A 19,367-nucleotide genomic window follows, 5' to 3' on the forward strand; every position below is an offset into this window, starting at 1 on the left:
AGGCAATTTATAACTTAGGTAATTGGTTAAATGCACTAGGTTTAAAACTTACTGTTAGTGTTGCTCCTAAAGTAGATGAAAGTTTGACAAATGTTGCAAGAGCCTCGGTACAGTAGTCAAGATGGGGGTAAAAAAACTGGTTTCTCTCTAATGTCAAGCTTGATATCTCGTAGGATCAATTCAAAGAAACTGGTTTGCGTGGGATTATTGAACCGATGCTCTAGTAGTTCTGAAATAAGTGTTTCGTAATTTATGTCTAAAAGCTTGCCATACCACGATTTCCTGATTTCAAATCTCAAAGACCCAAATTACGCTGCATTATATCTTGAAACACACATGGAATTGGAAGAAGAAGAAGAATTAGACCCTAGATTACTACGATTAGCACTTAGTCATGTAGCTGAAGCTCTTGGGGAACAACACATGACACCAGAACAAGCAAAATTACACCTAGAAAAATTAGATGAACTGCTTTCACAAACTGGATCTGAGGCAATTTATAACTTAGGTAATTGGTTAAATGCACTAGGTTTAAAACTTACTGTTAGTGTTGCTCCTAAAGTAGATAATAGCTTGAAAAATATTACAAGTAGTTCTGAAATAAGTGTTTTATAAATCAAGATTGCTGAAAGCCTTACCAAGAATAATTTTTAAAAACCAGCTTCAATTGTCTCAATATCCTGGAATAAATCTACTGTATTATAATGACGTTCAATTTTATTTTGCCCTAAAAGTTTCTGAAACTCCCATACAGATAAGTTAGCTAAGTGACGTGCTTGACTAAGGGTAAAAATATTCTGAACGTATAGTTGTAAGGCTAATTCCTTAAGGATAGCCTGTTCACCTTGATTTAAAGAATCAGGTGATATTTGCAATTTGACTGGCTGAATAAATTGACTCATTTATAATCAAACCTGAAAAAATCTCAAAACCTATACATTAATTTTATAGCAATTCTAAATCATTTGTAAAATTCTCTTTTCTCTCTTTTCTTCGTGCTCTTTGCGTCGCTAAGTGCTATCTCCTGCGGAGACGCTGCGCGAACAAATTTGGACACATGAGCAACGCACTGGCTCCAAAAATGCGGTTAATAATTTTTATCTATCAAATAGGACTGCTATAAAAGCCAAAAGTATAATTGGTAAAAGACTGGATAGACTCAGTTTTAGTAATTTAGAGAACTATCGTTCGGTAGGTGGGGAAGTTTGTAAACTAAAAAGGGTTTCACATTAACAAGCGTGCCATTCGGAACGAAACCTGCATTATAATCCAATTTTTGGAAACATTCTCATGATGGATTGGAAAAAACTCCTAACACCTAAGCGGCTTGGTAAACGAGAACCGGAAAATCTTCAGCTAGATCGTACTTATTTTCAACGAGACTACGATCGCTTGGTTTTTTCCTCTCCTTTTCGTCGTCTCAAAGATAAAACCCAAGTTTTCACTTTACCCAGAAACGATTACATTCGGACTCGCCTCATTCACAGTCTGGAAGTTTCCTGTGTAGGACGTTCTCTTGGTAGAATTGCTGGCTCTACGATTATTAAAAGACATAACTTAGATGATTCAGGGCTGAGTGCTTCAGATTTTGGTGATATTATTGCTGCTGCTTGTTTAGCGCACGATATTGGCAATCCACCTTTTGGTCATGCTGGAGAAGATGCAATCCGAGCAGGGTTTGATTCTTGGTATAGCACAAATGCGATCGCTCTTAGCGCAAGCTGTACCCAGCTTATCGCTACTACAAATGAAGTTCTCAGTACAAAACAAAAAACGGACTTTGATTTATTTGAAGGAAACGCCCAAGGCTTTCGTATTTTGACAAAACTAGAAATGTCACACAGAGTAGGAGGAATGCAACTGACTTGTCCTACTTTAGCGACTTTCACAAAATACCCTAGAGAGTCTCATATCCCACAGCATATCCTTAACGATTGCTCTGGTAGCAGTATTAAAAAGTATGGTTTTTTCCAGGCGGAAAAAGATTTATTTGCTGAGGTTGCAGAAACAGTTGGACTTATTCGCCGTCATGATAATGTAGCTTGGTGGTCTCGACATCCCCTGACTTTTTTAATGGAAGCAGCAGATGACATTTGCTACTCAATTGTTGATGTAGAAGATAGTCATCGTATGGGTTATATCTCTTTTGCTCTAGCCAAGGAATTGCTGAATGAAATTGCACAAATTGACTTTCAAGACAATGCAGAAAGCGATGCAGAAAAAGTTAAGTATATGCGTGCTACTGCTATTAATAAATTAGTTCAAGAGGCAGCTATTATTTTCCTGGAAAACGAACAAGATATACTCTCAGGTAAGTTTGACCAACATCTGTTATCTTTAAGTACTTATGCCAAGCATCTTGACGTTATTGCAGAGACAACCAGCAATAATGTTTTCCACCACCCTAATGTTATTAGTATCAGAATAGCTGGATATGAAGTTTTAGGTAAATTATTTTCTGAATTTGTTGATGCAGTTTTGGAAAAAACTCAAAAGGGAAAATTTGTGTATCATCTACTTCCCAAAGAAGATCGCCCTACTTCTGAAGAAGATACTTATCACAAAATTCTGCGAGTTACAGATTATATTTCTGGCATGACAGACTCTTATGCCACCAGTTTATTTCAACAATTGAGTAGCATTTCTTTACAGTGACCAGTGACCAGTGACCAGTTAAAATACGACTATTCTTTCCAAATCTTCAAACATTTGGTCTAGGAGGTCTTCCATAATTTCTTGGTTCCTCTGACGTAAAAAGGGTGGACCGCAGAGAAATTCTCTAACGCTGATTTTTTCTTCTTGAAAATCTTTGACAAAATTGCGAATGTCACTAATAATCTCAAGTTCAGATTCCACTTGTTCTATCATTTGACCTACAGGATCGATTCCTTCTCGATTCGCTTTTCGACAATCGGAAACCATGACTCCTTCAGAGCTATGTTTTACCTGGCGCAGTTCTCGTTTCAGGTTTTCATATTGTGTTTTGAGAAATTCATTTTCCTGCTCTAAACGAGTACATTTTCTGGTTAAATCATCCTCACTGTTGCTTTCAACAGATTCACCTGCTAGATGTTGCCGTTCTATCTCTAACAGTCGCGCTAAATCGCCTTCTTGGTAAGCTTTGTTGATTTCCTTCATAATTTCTGTATGGCGCATTTGTGTTTCGCTATCTGTCACCTTATCGGGGTGAAAAATTTCAGCTAACCGTAAAAATGCCTGACGAGCATTTCTTGAGCCATCAGTTTTTGCCCCAGAGGAAAACCCTATCTCTTGTTGTGTTTCTTGATGTTGGTAGTTTTCTTCTTGAGGTGATTGGGAATTAAAATTCTCGTTTTCATCTACTTCAAACAGTTGGTCTAGTTCTGTATCGTCCTCGTTGTTACTGAGTTTGGGACTAATGATTCCTGCCATTTGAAGCTGACGGTAAATTCCTTCAATATCTTTCTTTGTCTTCTTGGCAAATTTTCTTGTATTAAAGATTTCATCAAATAGAGTATGAATTTCTTTATCGAGTTCTGCCAGTTTTTTGAAGCTAGGACTACCTCTATGAAATATATCCGTAGCTAAGGTACGCATCTGCTCAACAAAGTTGTTCAGTTCTGTTTGTTTTCTTTTAATTTGTTTCAGCAGCCATTGATGCTCTTTCTCTATGGCTTCTAAACGGATATGAATAGAAGAAAGAGCCAGTGTTGTTGTTGTAGTGGCTGGAAATGTAGATCGTGCTTTTTTAGGCATGGAAAAATGTTAGTTCGCTCTTTGGTTAACAGGTATCAGGTTGAACGGCTCTATCTTTGGAGAGAAGACCCACAGGAAAACTTTCATCCTGGTAGGGCTTGGAATTTACATATCATGTTATACAACTAAGCCTTACTACATTACTACTTTTTTCACACTTTAAACTCTAAGTAATGGTTAAGGATTTATAGTTTTTAGTTGACAAACTACATTAATCTGGGTGCAAGCTTTATAGCGAGCGATCGTATGGAATCATGGAGACTGCTCTTTTGCTAAATTGAGAGATATCAGAATAAATATCTAGACTATCAGATATTGCTTGCGTTTTGCTTCCTATGTGGTGAATTATGTTGAAAACAGTAAAAGTAGAAAATTTCCGTGGTTTTCAGTCATTCGAGCTTCAACAACTAGGTCGGGTTAACCTACTGGTTGGTCAAAATAACAGTGGCAAAACATCTATACTCGAAGCTATTCAGCTTCTGTGCGCCCGAAATAATCTGACGCTGTTAACTGAGGTGATGATAAACCGAGGTGAATATTTCTTTGGAAATGATGAGAGGGGAAGACGTCAGCTTGATATACGTCACCTTTTTTATGGACACCAAATTCAACTTGGGAGTACATTTTCAATAGGGGGTATAAATGACAATATCAAAGATCGTGTTGTTGCATCAATTGCAATGCGGGAATCAAGGCGTCAAAAGTTTGACGCTCGTCCCGATTTAGATGAAGATTTTAATGAAATCCGATTGATTGTCGAATGGACTTATGGGCATGAAACAGAAAACTTGTCACTTCCCATAACACCTGATGGAGGTGTTGCTACTGATTTTTTGCAACCGATGTATCACAAAAATACGAGCATTCCTTTAGCAAAAACGCAATTTGTTACATCGTCTTCTTTAACAACCGAGAAGATGGTTGAACTGTTTAACCAGGTGGTATTAACACCAGAGGAAAATCTTGTACTAGAAGCTCTTCAGACGATTGAACCAAAAATTGAGCGCATTGCTTCCATCAGCCCTCAGCAAAGGCCAATATTTGATTCTCGTAGTGGATTTGTTATCCGCCTTCGCGATAGCGACCGACGAGTACCTATAGGTAGTATGGGAGATGGTATATGGCGTATCTTAGGGCTTGCACTTTCTACGGTCTGCGCTAAAAATGGTTTTCTATTTGTGGATGAAATTGATACAGGATTGCACTTCACTGCTATGTCTGATATGTGGAAGCTTGTTTGGAAAACAGCAACAAGACTAAATGTACAGGTTTTTGCTACGACACATAGTAACGATTGTTGGACAAGCCTAGCTGATATAGCCAGTCAGGAAAAAGCAACAGAAGATGGAATTACAATTCAACGTATTGAACGTGAGAAGCAAACGGGTATAGCTTTTACTGAACGTGAAATTGTCATTGCTGCCCAACGGGGAATTGAGGTACGTTAGTAATGACAAGCAAGTATATAGCTAAAAAATTGATAGTAGAAGGTGAACAAGATAAACGAGTCATACCCTATTTAATTGAAGCTAACGGAATTCCTTGGGGAAATACAAAGGAAAAAGCAGTCGTTTATATTGAAGCCTACGGGAGCGACCAGTTTATTGATGCAGATGTCATTTCTACAGAATTAAAAGCATCAGGATTGAATGCACTTGGATTGACGGTAGATGCAGATGATAATCCATCAGGAAGGTGGGAGAGTATCAGGAATGCTTGTTTAAAAACTATCCCTGATATTCCCGAACAACTGCCAAATTCAGGATTAGTCCATAGCATGGCAAATGGAATTAAGTTTGGTGTTTGGCTTATGCCAGATAATCAAATGCGAGGTATGTTGGAAACTTTCTTAGCGTATATGATTCCACAACAGAGCGAACCACTTTGGTTATACGCGCTAGAAGTAGTAACAGAGGCAAGAAACAGAGGAGCAGGCTTTATATCTCCTCACGTTGACAAAGCAAATATCCATACTTGGCTGGCATGGCAAAATCCTCCTGGAAGACAGTTGCATAACGCTATCATGGAACGTATTGTGAATCCACAGCATCCAAACGCACAAACTTTTGTCAACTGGTTTAAAAATTTATATGACCTCTAAACCTAAGATTTTTATTGATGGGGAATCGGGAACCACAGGCTTACAGATTTACTCGCGTCTCAATCAACGGGATGACCTGGAGTTAGTTAGTATTGAGGCATCTAAACGCAAGGACTTAACTGAGCGAGCAAAATTGATTAATGCTGTTGACGTTGCTATTCTCTGCTTGCCTGATGATGCCGCCCGTGAAGCTGTTAGCTATGTCAATAATGATAAGGTGAAAATCCTTGATGCGAGTACTGCTTATCGAACGGCAGAGGGTTGGGTATATGGTTTTCCCGAACTGAACCCAGGACAGCGAGAGAAAATTGCTAGCGCCCAGTTTGTCAGCAATCCGGGCTGTTATCCCACGGGATTTTTAGTTTGTATCCGTCCGTTAATAGCTAAGGGACTCCTGAGGAGCAACTTTCCAGTCACTGTTAATGCCGTATCGGGCTACTCTGGCGGCGGAAAGAATCTCATTCAACAGTACGAAACTTTCCATGAGAAACAAGCTGAAGGAAAATCGCTTTATCCTTTTGGCATTTACGGTTTGGAGTTTGGACACAAACACGTTAAGGAAATGTGCCAGCATTCAGGCTTGTCATCGCCACCATTGTTTGTACCAGCCGTAGGGGATTTTGAGCAAGGAATGCTAGTACAGATACCTTTGCCACTGTGGATTTTAGATAATCCACCATCAGGTAAAGTTATATATGAGGCGATCGCTGACTACTATCAAGGTGAAAAGTTTGTGCAAGTTGCTCTATATCAAGAACCTACCCTTCTGCGAGACGGAAAGTTCTTAGATGCAATGGCAATGAATGGTACCAACATTGTTCAAGTGTTTGTCTTTGCCAACGATTCTACTAAAGAAGCACTATTAGTTGCTCGTCTTGATAACCTGGGGAAAGGTGCATCGGGGGCTGCCGTACAGAATCTGAATATTATGCTGGGCTTTCCAGAAGATTTAGGATTGTAAATAAAGAGCAGAGTCAGAACTCTGGTATAATGGCACGCCTGTTAAAACCAAACTATGTACCGACTCGTTCCTAGGCTGTGCCTAGGAATGCAAATCTATGGGTTGCTGCTTCGACATCATTATACTTTTATTCATTGACTAGTTCCAAAAGAGCATTTTATATTCATACATTTGCTTTTCTAAATTTTAGAAATATCAGGAGGGTGCTAGCATGGGGGAGATGAGAAACAACTACACACCGCAAGAGCAAAAAAACATTGAGCTTGTCAAGGAGTATATGCAGATCGCCTACGATCCTAGAAGAGCCAGCGCCGAGGCAGTAGCGCATCTGTGTTATTTCTGGCTTGTGAGAGAGGGAAAGCTCTAGTTGTTGTTTCAAAGATTCCGAACGGTAAAGTTCTTTGACTTTATATCTAGCTCGGTGTTCGCGTTCGCGGAGCGTGGGCTTTGCGCTTAGCGTCTCCGTAAGAAGATACCCGGAGGGTGGTTTATTTATTTCATAGAACGTATCATCATATATTGTATTTTAAAGCAATGATTTTTATTTATGATTTTAACAAAGAAAATGAAAAGACTCTTGTAATGAGACTAATATAATGTAATTAAGGTAAATAAAATTTTCGTTTTAGCTATACATTTTGAGTTATGAGCTTTGACTTAAAAAACAGACGACTAGAACTAATTGAAATGGAAATTCAAAGAATGGAAATTTATTTAGAGGTTATAAATAATGACCTTCCTATTGAAGAACCAATAGACTATTTAGATGTTATACGTGTTCAAAATCAAGCTATGCTTACTGAAGCTAGAAATATGTTCTTTGAATTAAACAGAAATATTTAGAAAGCTAATGCAATCAGACTTACAAAATAATTTAACAACTATCTCTTACTACAGGTTGTACAACTTTTACTTTCATTAAGTAAAAGTTAAAGATATAGTTCATGCTCAAAATGGTGGGACTGTGCCAAAAGAAATTTTTTGTACGCGCTCGAAAATATTAAAAAAGCTAAAATTCAGACAAGACAAGCGTTTCTGGCAATTGAAAAAAAGGTATTTTTTTGGTGTTTAGTGTCTAAAAGTAGTCAAAAACATCAAATAGAGCATTAATCTGAAAGCCTTGCCTAATAATACTTTTAGCAATTCATCTAATTCCTTTACGTACAAAAACCTTTTTTGGTGCGGTGACCCCAATCTCTGTGATGAAGTAAATTGTAGCCATATTTACACTTAATTTTCATATTTACTGACACTATAAAAAGATGTTTTAGGGGACAAAGGTAGTTACTTTGTAACTACCTTTGTCCCCTAAATTACCTATGTGTATTAGCTGTCAAGATATTTCGCACGTTTCCCCTGAGTATAACGAGTTTATTGATGAGTAACATAAATTTCTAAAGTACTCTATGCAAGCCTCACTCATTAATGTAGCAATTTTAACTTTAAAAGGGCAGAATATTCAAGCCCTGACCTTGTATACACAGGCTACAGAGGCGCAGCTAGCTGCTACAAACGCGTATATGCGACTTATCACATTGTATAATCAGCTGATTCAAAAATACTGGGGTAGTGCCCACAGCTAAAAAGTTTTGATGGGATTTCAAGGGTTTGTGAACATCCCTCTAAAGTTGAAAACTTAGTGACACACAAGTGTGTATATTAATATAACTATTAAATTGGATTAGCTGCTTGATTGGTCAAAGAATCGGCTATGAAAGCGCTGTCTGGCAAATCTGCAGCTATCCGTCTTATTCCAGGTTTTATTGTGTTTTGCTATACATAACATTTAACAGGGGAATCGTCCTTAAGGTTGCGTGCAGTTTAAACCCATAGACAGGGTATTGCAGTGTTGAGGGTAACTACTATCTAAGTATCACATGAATGTTGAAATTTGTTTAGGAGTATTGACAATGCAAACTAATGCTACTATTGAAAATCTGCCTGTTGCTAAAGCTTACAACGGCGCAGATCGTAATGACTTTATCTTTGGTTGGAATCCCCAGGCTGAGCTTTGGAACGGACGCTTGGCTATGATTGGCTTCCTTGCTTACCTGCTTTGGGATCTAGGCGGCTATAGTGTGGTTCGTGACGTGCTCCACCTGGTTCGCTAGACTCCTTTGGTGAGATCGAGGGTGTAAAGGTTGGAAGATTTTACCCCTACACCCACAAATCCGCGCTCTCACCAGTTAACTTTTTCCAAATTATTTGTAAGAAAATATACAGAAATCTTTATTAAAGCATAACTAGGGAATTGATTTAGACCTGATGTCTGCGTAGAGCAAGGAACGCACCTTAGTTATGCCTTGACATTATCCAATTGTATACAGCCAACTCGGGTGCCAGAGTTGGCTGTATTTGAAGCCAATTCCTACTCAAATAGGCATCTTTGGCATCAATGACTGGCACTTTAGACACTCTCGAGCGCTAAACCCACAAAGTTTTCAACCTACTTTCTTATAACGCATTGACTTCGTTATGTTTCAACTATTGTCTCCCCAAATTCAGGCTTTACAACCTGTTTTCCGTCTTGTTTGTTTTGTCACTATTTGGGGATTATTCTTTATGATGTTGTGGTCTATGTGGAAGGCTGCATGCATTGGAATTACTAATGTGAAGCGTTTGCATCAAATCCCTTGTGCAGACTGTCGATTCTTTACAAACGACTTTCGTCTCAAGTGTACTGTACACCCCACTTGTGCCCTTACTGAAGAAGCAATCAATTGCTCTGGTTTTTGTCTCAAGAATAGACCTGTCGGAAAATTGCCATCCTCAGTTTATCGAGAACTCGGTTAGGACAAACCTGAGTGACCACTTTAGTACTTTTCTCCTTGGGCCGAGTAATCTAGCTTGATTTGTACCGTCTGCACTCCTTTTTCCACTTTGACATCAATCACGTGAGGTTCGCGTGCAGCAGGCATGACACTGATTTGTCCGCTGCGTTCAAGGCGAGCAATCTTTACAAAGCTTGGAGCGGATAAGTGCGCGTTACTTGCTTGTGCCAGGTTCTTCTCGTTAGCATTGATGTCCGTGCAGTCACCAAACTCTTCACCCATCCAAAGCATGGGAACTCCTGATGCCGTCATCAAGAGAACCGCACCCAACTTCGCCCGTTTGAAGGCAGCATCGTCCAAAATACCTCGCTCGCCCAAGTTGATCGAGAGGCGTTTTTGATCGTGATTGCACAAGTAAGCGATCGCTTTGGTGATACCCTCCGGATAACCCTACAGCTTGGGATCTAGCGCCTGCTTGAGTTGCTCTAGATCGAAGGTTTCGCCACAAAGATGGGGCTGCATGGTATGGGTGAAATTGTCGTGCCAACACCCATCCATTGGTTCGTTGGGACTTACGATGTCGGGTTTCTCTGGAATGTGTTCGCCAATGTTGTAGAAGGGCATGACTTTGTATCCAGGTTTTACGGAGAATGGTTGAATCTCTCAATCGTTACCGACTTGTGCTGCTAGTCCTCTAGTCATATCACCCATTATAGTATGCAGAATAACCAATCACACAAACCGACAATTAACTACTGGTATGTCTGGACTGACCAGAACGGTGTAAGCCACCAGTCCCGTCATCAAATTCAGGACTTCGTCCAAAAAGGTATAGCACCAGGTATCTCTCCTCAGTGGATTTCTAAGTTGAAGCAGTCTGGTGCCACAGTCACTTTTACTGTGCTACCTGTTGGATGGGTTGGAAGCTGGCATGAGAACCCGAAACCCCAGTGGATTATCCCGTTGTCAGGACGCTGGTTTGTGGAAACTATGGACGGTCAGCGAGTAGAGATGGGTCCTGGCGAGATTTCATTTGGAGGAGATCGCGGGACAAAAGAGGACTCACAAGGTCATAAAGGTCATCTTTCTGGAACGAGTAGGCGATGCGCCACCTGTGCTGATGATGGTGCAATTTGAAGAGACCCCAAGTATGGAGTAGTTCTCCTGCTTTTTTAGAGCAAATGTAGAAACACAAAATTTTCTTAAGGTAGAATTAGCAATGATGAAACTAAAACTATATACCATAGTGGCTTACAATTGAGCGATTGGCAAGAAAGTTACAGTTGATTTAGAAGAATTGAGGAAATAGACGCCGTGCATTTTGATGCTCGATCGCCTCAAGCGCTTCAGCACTCAAATCACAATTGGTTACTAAATCATTCACTTCGTTGGCAATTAAGTTTTCAGGTAGATAGGGATAATCTGTACCAAACAGGATTTGGGATGGCTCAACCAGTGTTGTCAGCGATCGCATCGCATATGGAGTAGTTGAAATCGCTGTATCGTAGTACAATCGCTTCAGGTAAGTGATGGCTCCTTGGGGTGCTTTCTCTTGTAAATGCGGCATTAATTCTGCTGCAACTGCCAATCGTCCTGCAATATAAGGAACAGTTCCCCCTGCATGGGACACAATGATAGAAAGATTGCTATATCGTTCCAAGGTGCCTGTGTAAATTAGATTGGCGAGCGCACGGGTTGTATCAATGACAAATTCCACTAGAAACGAAGGTAGGTCTAGCTTGGGCACATTGCTACCCGGTGGCGTTGTGGGATGCAATAGTATAACACAGTGACGGCGATTTAGTTCAGCAAAGACTGGATCGAATGCCGGATCGCCAAGATACCGATCGCCATAACTAGCTAGCAAAATGACTCCATCCAGCTTTAGAGTATCGAGCGCGTACTCAAGTTCTTGTAGAGTTGCATCGACATCTGGCAATGGTAGAATTGCCAAGGCACCAAAGCGTTGAGGATATTCGCGCACTAATTCAGCCGAAAACTCGTTGCACTGTCGAGCCAACTCACGGGCAAAAGCAGCATCCCCAAAGTAAACACCTGGTGAAGAAATCGACGCGATGGCTGTAGCAATACCTTGACGATCCATGAGTGCTAGTGCGGCTTTTTGACTCCAAGGAGGAAGATCGGCCCCACCAGAGCGGCTCTGACCAATGCGATCGAGAGCATTAGTATATAGGGATGGCAGGATGTGATGATGTACGTCGATCCGTTGAGTACTTAGCACGAGTATTCTCCAAATTCAGCGCTTGTGGTGCAAGAGGACTGGAGAGTCCTGAACAAATAGCTTGAACTGATGTTTAACTGCTCTAACCGCAAACCACAAGCTTTTGTTATTCCATCCAAAATGAGTTTATTGATTTGGGAATTATCTGTTTCCACAAGCTTAAATAAAAGGGACTGCAATCGCTCTAAAGTCTTTCCGTTTTCTTCATCTTCTTTGCCGTTTATGAACCATGTAGCACTCTCAGGGTAATCTTGCAAAAGGTAGAAGCAATTAGTAAACAAGTTTCTTGTTTGGTCTTCTAATCCAAGAGATAGAGGATTGTCCAAATATTCTCTGCTGCTCTCTTTGCTATCTTGTATGATATCTTCTGAAATTTTTTGAATGCCGTTTCTAAAAAACTTTAGGCAATCAAAAAAATCTTTAAATCTTTCACTCTTGATAAGAGTGTAAACTTCTAAAGCTAATACATTTGCTTCTACCTGTTTTGCATCAACAAGAAAGTTCATAAAATGACACCTCTGATGACATTACAATGAGACTATAAATATTGGTAAGTAGTATGTTGAATGCATTTCTCAAATACACAGTATAAAATTTTACGAATTCTCAGCTTCTTCTAACCATTGCAATAATAATTTTCTATAAAGAGCGATCGTGTTTATATACACCTCATGTGGACTAGTCCGCAAAAAATCAAACTTTCAAACCCAAAATTCAAGCGCCTCTCTCCTTATAGGAGAGATTTAGAGAGAGGTGTTCTAGATACCGTGGTATAAATGAATTTATGACTAGCTTATCTATACATCTTCATTTGGAATTCCTTCAGAAGTCAGAATCAAATAACTGTATTGGTTATTACACTTAAAATTAATTAATTCCAAATAGCTAGTCCAGGGGCGGGGCGGAAAGCTCCAGGTTGGTGCCGAAACCTACACCATCTTGTTAATATCAGAAGCACCAGTCGGATAGGCGAAAATCATCTTTTTAAGTTCATCCGTACTAAACCCAGCTCGAATCGCCATCGCAAAAACATTGATAACCTCTTGAGCATCAGGACCTAACAGATGCGCTCCAAGAATCTGGTTGCTATCCTCTTTAATCAGCACCTTGAAACTGGAGTATTTCATGTTCTTCTGACTAGAAGAATGCCAAGAAGAGGTGTCCTGGTGATTAGTTCTAAACTTCAAGCCTTTTTCCCTTGCGGTTTCTTCAGTATGTCCCACCATAGCCAAAGTCGGAGTAGTGAAAACAACGCTCGGCACTTCTGTATAGTCGGGCTTTTGGCGATCGCCCTTTAACAAATTATTCGCCACTACCTCAGCTTCCATGTTGGCAACGGGTGTAAGTTGGGGTGCGCCTGTCGCGGCAACATCACCCGCCGCATAGACTGCAGGATTCGATACACTCTGGAGATATTCATTCACTGAAACTCCTTTCTTTTCGCGCTTGACTCCCGCCTTCTCCAGATCCAAATCATCCAAATCTGGCATACGGCTTGCACCGTGTATCACCAGCTCCGTCTCAAAGGTTTGTTCGCCGTCTGGTGTGGAAGCACGGACAATTAAATAGTCGGAATCCTTTTCAATCGCTTTAACTTTTGTATTCACCCGCACATCGATGCCAATATCTTGTGTCGCTTGCACCAATTGATTGACTAAGTCGGGATCGAAGTGTTCGAGGGGTTGCTCACCTTCGTGGAGAATCTGAACGTTAGCACCCGCACGCACACTCACATGAGCCGACTCAAAAGAAATATAGCCACCGCCAACAAAAATAATCCGTTGTGGTAACTGTTCGAGTTCTAAAAACTGGTCGCTGGTACTGACGTACTCTTCACCAGGGATACCCAACTTTAAAGGCTTTGAGCCAGTTGCAATTAGAACATACCGACCCTGAAGAGTATCATCATTGACCTGAACTGTCGTCTCATCGACAAAACGGGCGCGTCCGTGGAACATGGCAATTCCAGCTTCAGCATACTCCTGTTCCCTTTTTTGCGGAACTGGTGAGGTGAATGTTCGTTTGAACCGCATTAAAGCTTGCCAGTCTATCCTGATGTTTTGGTAGTCGATACCTTTCTGGAGCATTCGGTGATTCCAATCCATGAGCGCTGCGGCATCAACAAGCACCTTCTTTGGGGTGCATCCTCGCAAAGCACAGGTACCGCCAAAGGGCAGGGAATCGATAATCGCAACGTCCCAACCTGCTGCTCGGCACTGCTTGGCGACGGTAGAGCCAGCTACGCCAGTGCCAATGACGATTAGATCGAATTTTCTTGTCATGTTCAGCATTTGTTACCTGTATCTTGTGCGAGGAACAAGCGTTGACGCTCTTCCTAGCCAGGAGATCTATTAAGAGCAAGGTGTCCATCGCTCCAATGACTCATCACTAATCGTATAAACGCCGTCTCAAGGTTCGTGGTAGAGCCGGAGCACGATCGCTTGAGCTATTGTGTTTCAACCCTTTTAATTTTTCTTCAGAAGGGTAAACTCTACCTCTGTCTGTAGTAGAGTTTATCTGAGTTCAGGATGTCAGCTGCTAAATGAATCAAGATTCTCAATTAAAAGAATAATAATTTTATTAATCATCGCTAACTTGCCTTCTATTTGCCTTAATTTGGGAACGCTTACTTTTGCTTTCAAGTCTTTTTAGCTGAGAACTGCGAGTTGGAATAGTGATTTTGCGCTTTTTCTGGATTGCTACTGCACTTTTTATAAGTTCTTGAAGTCTTTGTAATGCTTCTTCTTTATTCTGTAGCTGGCTTCTATGTTCTTGAGATTTAATAACGATAATTCCATCTTGAGTTATACGTTTATCTTTAAGTTTTAGAAGCCGTTCTTTATAAAAATTGGGTAATGACGAAGCCTTAATGTCAAAGCGCAAATGAATAGCGGTAGCAACCTTATTAACATTTTGACCGCCCGCTCCTTGAGAACGAACGGCACTAATTTCAATCTCATTCTCTGGAATGATGACATTATTAGATATTTGCAGCATTACTCACAGTTTATTTTAAACCGAACGAGCGTACTCACACCCATTTTATGGCACTTTTATGCCAAGCGGACATTGCGATCGCCGATCTTAAGGATTGCCATTTTTCTCACCTGTATTACCTGTGTATGACACTCGGTAAATGACACCGTTGGTGTCATCGGTGAACAACAGCTCAGTTTTACCCCAGTACAGGGTAGCGAAATAAAGCTACGATTTGCGCATTGGTGAAAAGCTTATGATATAAGCATTTTGAATGCGGGACTTTTGACTTTTGACGAACGCGAAGCGGTACTATACCTAGCCATGATACCATAGAGAATGCTCCCTCTACTCTTTATATTAGTATCTTAAAAAGAAACGATTCATAACTACTTTGTCTCGTAGGATCTTTGTATCTGCCTATACTAAAAACATATTCTTTCATTAGCAAGAAGAAATTGCACCTTCAACTCACTAAGGTAAAAGGCAATTATGCCTTGAAGATGAATCTAGAAAATTCAAGTTGAGGTCATCAAGGACAGTCTGTTTTACCATACTAAATCAGGAAGCGCCTAATTTCAAAATTTGATAGCATTCTGTAATGGTAATTAAGCAAGCCCTTGGGTTCATATTTTTCCCGCAAAAGATACACTCTAGAAAGCTAAGGCGATTTGTTGAAAACAAACGTTTATCAGGAGGCTAACAAATGACAGCTACAAACGGTAAGCACAAAGTCCGTTATGCCGTTGTGGGATTGGGTTGGATTGCACAAGAAACTGTCCTACCTGCTTTTGCCCAAGCCGAAAATTCACAACTGGTTGCCTTGTTTTCTGAAGACCCACTTAAGCGTGAAGAACTAGGCAAGCAGTATGGAGTTAAAACTTACTCCTACGAAGAGTATGACAACTGCTTAAGAAGCGGCGAAATTGATGTAGTTTACATTGCACTGCCCAACCACCTGCATTGCGATTACACTGTGCGGGCGGCAAATACTGGAGTTCACGTGCTTTGCGAGAAGCCAATGGCACTCACAGAGCAAGAGTGCGAACAAATGATTCGTGCGGCTATTGATAACAACATCAAGCTGATGATTGCTTACCGCCTGCACTTTGACAAAGCAAATATGCAGGCAGTAGAGATTGTTAATTCTGGAAAAATTGGCGCTCCCCGTATCTTTAACTCCGTATTTACTCAACAGGTTGTTGAAGGCAACGTGCGGTTAGAGCCAATCTCCAATGGCGGTGGTTCAGTTTACGATATGGGTGTGTACTGTATTAATGCTGCCCGGTATCTGTTTCAAGATGAACCGAATGAAGTCTTAGCCTTAAGTGCAAGCAAAGGCGAAAAGCGCTTTGACGAAGCTGATGAAATGACCAGTGCTATTCTGCGTTTTCCTGGAGACAGACTAGCAACCTTTACTTCTAGCTTTGGTGCTGCATCAGTTTCCACTTTTCAAGTTGTGGGTACAAAAGGCGATTTACGGATGGACTCGGCATACTCCTATCAGGGGGAACTGAAGCAACAAATTACTATCAACAATGAAACACAGGAACAATCCTATCCTGCGGGAAGCCAATTTGCAGCAGAAATCGTCTACTTCTCAGACTGCGTGCTCAATGGGAAAAATCCAGAACCATCAGGTGAGGAGGGATTAGCAGATATTCGCATTATCCGTGCTATTTACACTTCAGCACAAACTGGTCAGCCCGTACAGCTTGGTGACTTTAAGCGCCAGCATAGACCATCAGTTCAGCAAGTTATTCAGCGTCGTGAGACTCAACAAGCAGAATTGATTCATGCAGCAGACCCTTCGGGTAGGTCGTAAAGTACAAACTTGTGTCACGCGGAAAGCGAAATTGCCGATGAACGACCTTACCAAAGCCTTGGCGATTCTATCTGCAATGATTGCCCCGGCGGTGCTAATTTCAGCGTGTGGAACGTTAATTCTCACCACCTCCCAACGGGTAGCTCGCACGATCGATAGAACACGGAAAGTCTCCGCTCAGTTCGAGCAACTGGTGCAGGCTAAATCAGATGGGGCGCTGCTGGAGGAAAGACGGGCTGTCTTGTTTAACCAGATTGGCATAGCGGCGAGGCGATCGCGGTTGCTACAACGAGCCTTGTCTTGCCTGTACATTACGCTCAGTATCTTTGTGGCAACAAGTGTCACCATTGGCATCGTTGCGGTTTTTGGTCTAGAGTATACCTGGATTCCAATTCTACTTGGCATCATGGGGGTAGGATTGCTTTTCTACACAAGCCTACTGCTAATTATCGAGTCCCGCGTTGCCATTGCGGCGGTGAATGAAGAAATGGATTTCGTTTTACGTCTAGAGCAATGTCAGGCTCCTGTGGAGCTATTGAAGCGTCAAAAAGCAAGAGGTAAGCTATTTCGCAGTTTATATCTGACCCAGTTATGGAAAAAAACGCCTCCTTCCTGATTTATGTAATTTAACGCGCATCTCGTGATTAAAGTCAATTACTAATTAAGTAAATTTACAAGAATATCTAGGAAGGCATAAATATGTCTAGATTTGTTGAAACATCAGTTAGCCCCTACTCCAGTCAGAAAACAAAGGAGATTCAACTGACAGATCTTCAGCGCTTGTTGCAGAATTTACTGACTTATATACTCATTCTGTTATTGAGCGTTAGTCTCGTATTGTTCAGTGGCTGGTTCAGCCCTGCTTATGCTTATCGGGGTTTGGCTAGTATTGGCAGTACTCTTATTGCCCAGATTGACCCAGAATCTAATTTTGTGACAGAAGCTGTAGAAAAAGTAGAGTCTGCTGTCGTTCAGGTGAATGTCTCCCGTACTTTAGGAGGAGATGTACCAGATGTCCTCAAACCGTTTCTAGGTGGTGCGAGGGCAGTTCCGCCTTCTGCACAAATTTTACGGGGAATTGGCTCCGGTTTTGTGATTGACCCTGCAGGTCTGATTCTGACCAATGCTCACGTTGTGGATGAAGCAGATACGGTGACCGTCTCCTTTCAAGATGGTCGTATCTTGACGGGTAAAGTTTTAGGGAAAGACCCGGTAACTGATGTGGCTGTCATTGAGGTACAAGCAGAAAATAAGTTACCAACGGTTGTTATGAGTGATTCTGATAAAGTCCGACAGGGGCAATGGGCAATCGCTATTGGTAACCCATTGGGTTTACAGGAAACCGTAACGGTTGGCGTAATTAGTGGCACCGAGCGCTCCAGCATAGACATTGGTATACCGGATAAGCGCATTGGCTTTATTCAAACTGATGCCGCAATCAATCCAGGCAATTCAGGTGGACCACTTTTAAATGCTAAAGGTGAAGTCATTGGTATCAATACCGCCATCCTTAGGGGAGCACAGGGACTCGGCTTTGCTATTCCCATAAACGCCGCCGCAGCGATTGCCCAGCAACTTATTACCACGGGGAAAGTCGAACATCCTTATATTGGCATCCAAATGGTCACTCTCAACCCGCAAGTCAAGCAGCAAATTAACAACGCTCCCAACAGCAAGATTCAGGTTGAAGATGACCAAGGAATTCTGGTTGTCGAAGTTGGAAGAGGCTCCCCTGCAGCAAAAGCAGGACTGCGACCGGGCGATGTGATTTCAGCAATCAATAACCAGCCAGTGACAAAAGCAAACATCGTTCAGCGGCTCCTAGATAAAGTTGGTGTCGGCGGCAATTTGCAAATGGACGTTCGGCGAAACGGGCAAATCGTGGCATTAACAGTCCAACCAGAGCAACTTCCCAACATTCAAACTCGGTAACCGCAGTTCACCTACGCCACCAAAGGAGTTTTGCGATCGTAGCTGGCATCAGTTTCTGGTGTCATAACTAAAGTTTCTAAAGCGAAGGCGATCTTGTTCGGCGGGAGGACAAGATCTACGCACCCAGTGTCGATGGCGAAACTGGGCATACTGGAGCACTCGCAAGTAGACTCATTCTGAGCGATTACTACACCGCCCATTTTTCTAATTGCCTGCACCCCTCTAGCACCATCACAGCCCTTACCGGTGAGGACTACGGCAATTGCTCGCTCTTTGAAACTGACCGCTACTGAAGAGAAAAGTAAATCGGCTGAGGGACGCACAAAGTTTACCCGTTCCGCCATGGAGAGTGAGAGGATACCGTCTGGTTTGACTAGCAAGTGCTGGTTGGGGGGAGCAATGTAGACTGTCCCCGATCGCAACTGGTCTCTCGATGAAGCCTGCTTAACTGCCAAGGACGTGCGACGACTTAAGATTTCGGTCATTACGCTGGGAGACCAGGGGTGCAGATGCTGCACTACGGTAATGGCTGCCGGAAAGTCCGATGGTAAGGCAGACAGAATCTGGCTTATGATCTTCAGCCCACCCAAAGATGCTGCCAATGCCACTATATCGTAGGTTGTTTTGGACAAGCGAAATAGAGCGCTGTGTTCCTGTTTGTTAGTCATGTTTGCTTTCATGTTTTACGGTTCGCCCTAGCTCGCTAGGGCGAACCGTAGCATACTAGCGTGTATTTAGGAATAAAGATTTATATTATGTAAGCTACCTTACATATACATCTTTTCTTATTATGTACGTTAGCTTACATAATTGCTAGGTTTTTT

Annotated in this window: 22 protein-coding genes; 13 read left to right on the forward strand and 9 right to left on the reverse strand. The window is 41.6% G+C overall.

Annotation, left to right across the window (positions count from 1 at the left end; all coding sequences use genetic code 11):
- Positions 1-252 precede the first annotated feature (252 nt).
- Entirely contained in the window at positions 253-615 is a 363-nt protein-coding gene (locus tag ACKTT2_RS24450) for a helix-turn-helix domain-containing transcriptional regulator (protein WP_407891384.1), read from the forward strand.
- A gap of 35 nt (positions 616-650) precedes the next feature.
- Here ACKTT2_RS24450 and ACKTT2_RS24455 read toward each other — a convergent pair whose 3' ends face one another.
- The gene (locus tag ACKTT2_RS24455; RefSeq protein WP_407891386.1) at positions 651-902 is read right to left on the reverse strand and encodes a UPF0175 family protein; all 252 of its coding nucleotides are present in this window, start codon (positions 900-902) and stop codon (positions 651-653) included.
- A 388-nt stretch (positions 903-1,290) separates the two neighbouring features.
- On the opposite strand from ACKTT2_RS24455, the gene ACKTT2_RS24460 reads away from it, so the two are divergent.
- Positions 1,291-2,655 carry a deoxyguanosinetriphosphate triphosphohydrolase gene (locus ACKTT2_RS24460; RefSeq protein WP_407891388.1) on the forward strand — a complete coding sequence of 455 codons (1,365 nt, stop codon included), beginning with the start codon at positions 1,291-1,293 and terminating at the stop codon, positions 2,653-2,655.
- A gap of 18 nt (positions 2,656-2,673) precedes the next feature.
- Here ACKTT2_RS24460 and ACKTT2_RS24465 read toward each other — a convergent pair whose 3' ends face one another.
- The gene (locus tag ACKTT2_RS24465; RefSeq protein WP_407891390.1) at positions 2,674-3,735 is read right to left on the reverse strand and encodes a J domain-containing protein; all 1,062 of its coding nucleotides are present in this window, start codon (positions 3,733-3,735) and stop codon (positions 2,674-2,676) included.
- Between the two features lie 347 nt (positions 3,736-4,082).
- Here ACKTT2_RS24465 and ACKTT2_RS24470 point away from each other — a divergent pair, with 347 nt between their 5' ends.
- From ACKTT2_RS24470 to ACKTT2_RS24500, 7 genes are all read left to right on the forward strand, one after another.
- Positions 4,083-5,183, forward strand: a complete 1,101-nt coding sequence (locus tag ACKTT2_RS24470; protein ID WP_407891392.1) for an AAA family ATPase — start codon at positions 4,083-4,085, stop codon at positions 5,181-5,183.
- Between the two features lie 2 nt (positions 5,184-5,185).
- The gene (locus tag ACKTT2_RS24475) at positions 5,186-5,836 is read left to right on the forward strand and encodes a DUF3226 domain-containing protein (protein ID WP_407891394.1); all 651 of its coding nucleotides are present in this window, start codon (positions 5,186-5,188) and stop codon (positions 5,834-5,836) included.
- The gene (gene argC / locus ACKTT2_RS24480) at positions 5,826-6,797 is read left to right on the forward strand and encodes an N-acetyl-gamma-glutamyl-phosphate reductase (RefSeq protein ID WP_407891396.1); all 972 of its coding nucleotides are present in this window, start codon (positions 5,826-5,828) and stop codon (positions 6,795-6,797) included. The genes ACKTT2_RS24475 and argC overlap by 11 nt, the downstream gene beginning before the upstream one ends.
- 220 nt (positions 6,798-7,017) lie before the next feature.
- On the forward strand, positions 7,018-7,164 hold the full coding sequence (locus ACKTT2_RS24485; protein ID WP_407891398.1) for a hypothetical protein: 147 nt from the start codon (positions 7,018-7,020) through the stop codon (positions 7,162-7,164).
- 278 nt (positions 7,165-7,442) lie between these two features.
- A complete protein-coding gene (locus ACKTT2_RS24490) occupies positions 7,443-7,640 on the forward strand; it encodes a hypothetical protein (protein ID WP_407891400.1) in 198 nt (65 codons plus the stop codon).
- 1,067 nt (positions 7,641-8,707) lie between these two features.
- Positions 8,708-8,908 carry a chlorophyll a/b-binding protein gene (locus ACKTT2_RS24495; protein ID WP_407891520.1) on the forward strand — a complete coding sequence of 67 codons (201 nt, stop codon included), beginning with the start codon at positions 8,708-8,710 and terminating at the stop codon, positions 8,906-8,908.
- A 364-nt stretch (positions 8,909-9,272) separates the two neighbouring features.
- Positions 9,273-9,590 carry a hypothetical protein gene (locus tag ACKTT2_RS24500; RefSeq protein WP_407891401.1) on the forward strand — a complete coding sequence of 106 codons (318 nt, stop codon included), beginning with the start codon at positions 9,273-9,275 and terminating at the stop codon, positions 9,588-9,590.
- A 20-nt stretch (positions 9,591-9,610) separates the two neighbouring features.
- Here the strand turns inward: ACKTT2_RS24500 and ACKTT2_RS24505 are convergent, their stop codons facing one another.
- Entirely contained in the window at positions 9,611-9,982 is a 372-nt protein-coding gene (locus ACKTT2_RS24505) for an alpha-amylase family glycosyl hydrolase (RefSeq protein WP_500691398.1), read from the reverse strand.
- 36 nt (positions 9,983-10,018) lie between these two features.
- Positions 10,019-10,192: a hypothetical protein gene (locus tag ACKTT2_RS24510; RefSeq protein WP_407891403.1), complete on the reverse strand. Its 174-nt coding sequence runs from the start codon at positions 10,190-10,192 to the stop codon at positions 10,019-10,021.
- Between the two features lie 93 nt (positions 10,193-10,285).
- Here ACKTT2_RS24510 and ACKTT2_RS24515 point away from each other — a divergent pair, with 93 nt between their 5' ends.
- Positions 10,286-10,705, forward strand: a complete 420-nt coding sequence (locus ACKTT2_RS24515; RefSeq protein ID WP_407891405.1) for a cupin domain-containing protein — start codon at positions 10,286-10,288, stop codon at positions 10,703-10,705.
- Positions 10,706-10,856: 151 nt separating this feature from the next.
- On the opposite strand, the gene ACKTT2_RS24520 is transcribed toward ACKTT2_RS24515, so the two are convergent.
- The 4 genes from ACKTT2_RS24520 to arfB all read right to left on the reverse strand — a co-directional run bounded on the left by ACKTT2_RS24520 (position 10,857) and on the right by arfB (position 14,807).
- Positions 10,857-11,810 (reverse strand): amidohydrolase family protein, encoded by a 954-nt coding sequence (locus ACKTT2_RS24520; RefSeq protein WP_407891407.1) that lies wholly within the window; start codon positions 11,808-11,810, stop codon positions 10,857-10,859.
- Entirely contained in the window at positions 11,804-12,316 is a 513-nt protein-coding gene (locus ACKTT2_RS24525) for a hypothetical protein (protein WP_407891409.1), read from the reverse strand. The genes ACKTT2_RS24520 and ACKTT2_RS24525 overlap by 7 nt, the downstream gene beginning before the upstream one ends.
- Positions 12,317-12,739: 423 nt before the next feature.
- Positions 12,740-14,101 (reverse strand): dihydrolipoyl dehydrogenase family protein, encoded by a 1,362-nt coding sequence (locus tag ACKTT2_RS24530; RefSeq protein ID WP_407891411.1) that lies wholly within the window; start codon positions 14,099-14,101, stop codon positions 12,740-12,742.
- 289 nt (positions 14,102-14,390) lie between these two features.
- The gene (gene arfB / locus ACKTT2_RS24535; protein WP_407891413.1) at positions 14,391-14,807 is read right to left on the reverse strand and encodes an alternative ribosome rescue aminoacyl-tRNA hydrolase ArfB; all 417 of its coding nucleotides are present in this window, start codon (positions 14,805-14,807) and stop codon (positions 14,391-14,393) included.
- A 685-nt stretch (positions 14,808-15,492) separates the two neighbouring features.
- Here arfB and ACKTT2_RS24540 point away from each other — a divergent pair.
- The 3 genes from ACKTT2_RS24540 to ACKTT2_RS24550 all read left to right on the forward strand — a co-directional run bounded on the left by ACKTT2_RS24540 (position 15,493) and on the right by ACKTT2_RS24550 (position 18,543).
- Complete coding sequence (locus ACKTT2_RS24540) at positions 15,493-16,611, forward strand: Gfo/Idh/MocA family protein (RefSeq protein WP_407891415.1); 1,119 nt, start codon at positions 15,493-15,495, stop codon at positions 16,609-16,611.
- Positions 16,583-17,227 (forward strand): DUF2721 domain-containing protein, encoded by a 645-nt coding sequence (locus ACKTT2_RS24545; protein ID WP_407891417.1) that lies wholly within the window; start codon positions 16,583-16,585, stop codon positions 17,225-17,227. The genes ACKTT2_RS24540 and ACKTT2_RS24545 overlap by 29 nt, the downstream gene beginning before the upstream one ends.
- A gap of 83 nt (positions 17,228-17,310) precedes the next feature.
- Positions 17,311-18,543, forward strand: a complete 1,233-nt coding sequence (locus ACKTT2_RS24550; RefSeq protein ID WP_407891419.1) for an HhoA/HhoB/HtrA family serine endopeptidase — start codon at positions 17,311-17,313, stop codon at positions 18,541-18,543.
- Positions 18,544-18,554: 11 nt separating this feature from the next.
- Here the strand turns inward: ACKTT2_RS24550 and ACKTT2_RS24555 are convergent, their stop codons facing one another.
- Complete coding sequence (locus ACKTT2_RS24555; protein ID WP_407891421.1) at positions 18,555-19,211, reverse strand: chemotaxis protein CheB; 657 nt, start codon at positions 19,209-19,211, stop codon at positions 18,555-18,557.
- Positions 19,212-19,367: the final 156 nt, after the last annotated feature.

This window comes from Scytonema hankhaensis NUACC26 (assembly GCF_045865695.1).
Taxonomy (GTDB): Bacteria; Cyanobacteriota; Cyanobacteriia; order Cyanobacteriales; family Nostocaceae; genus Scytonema.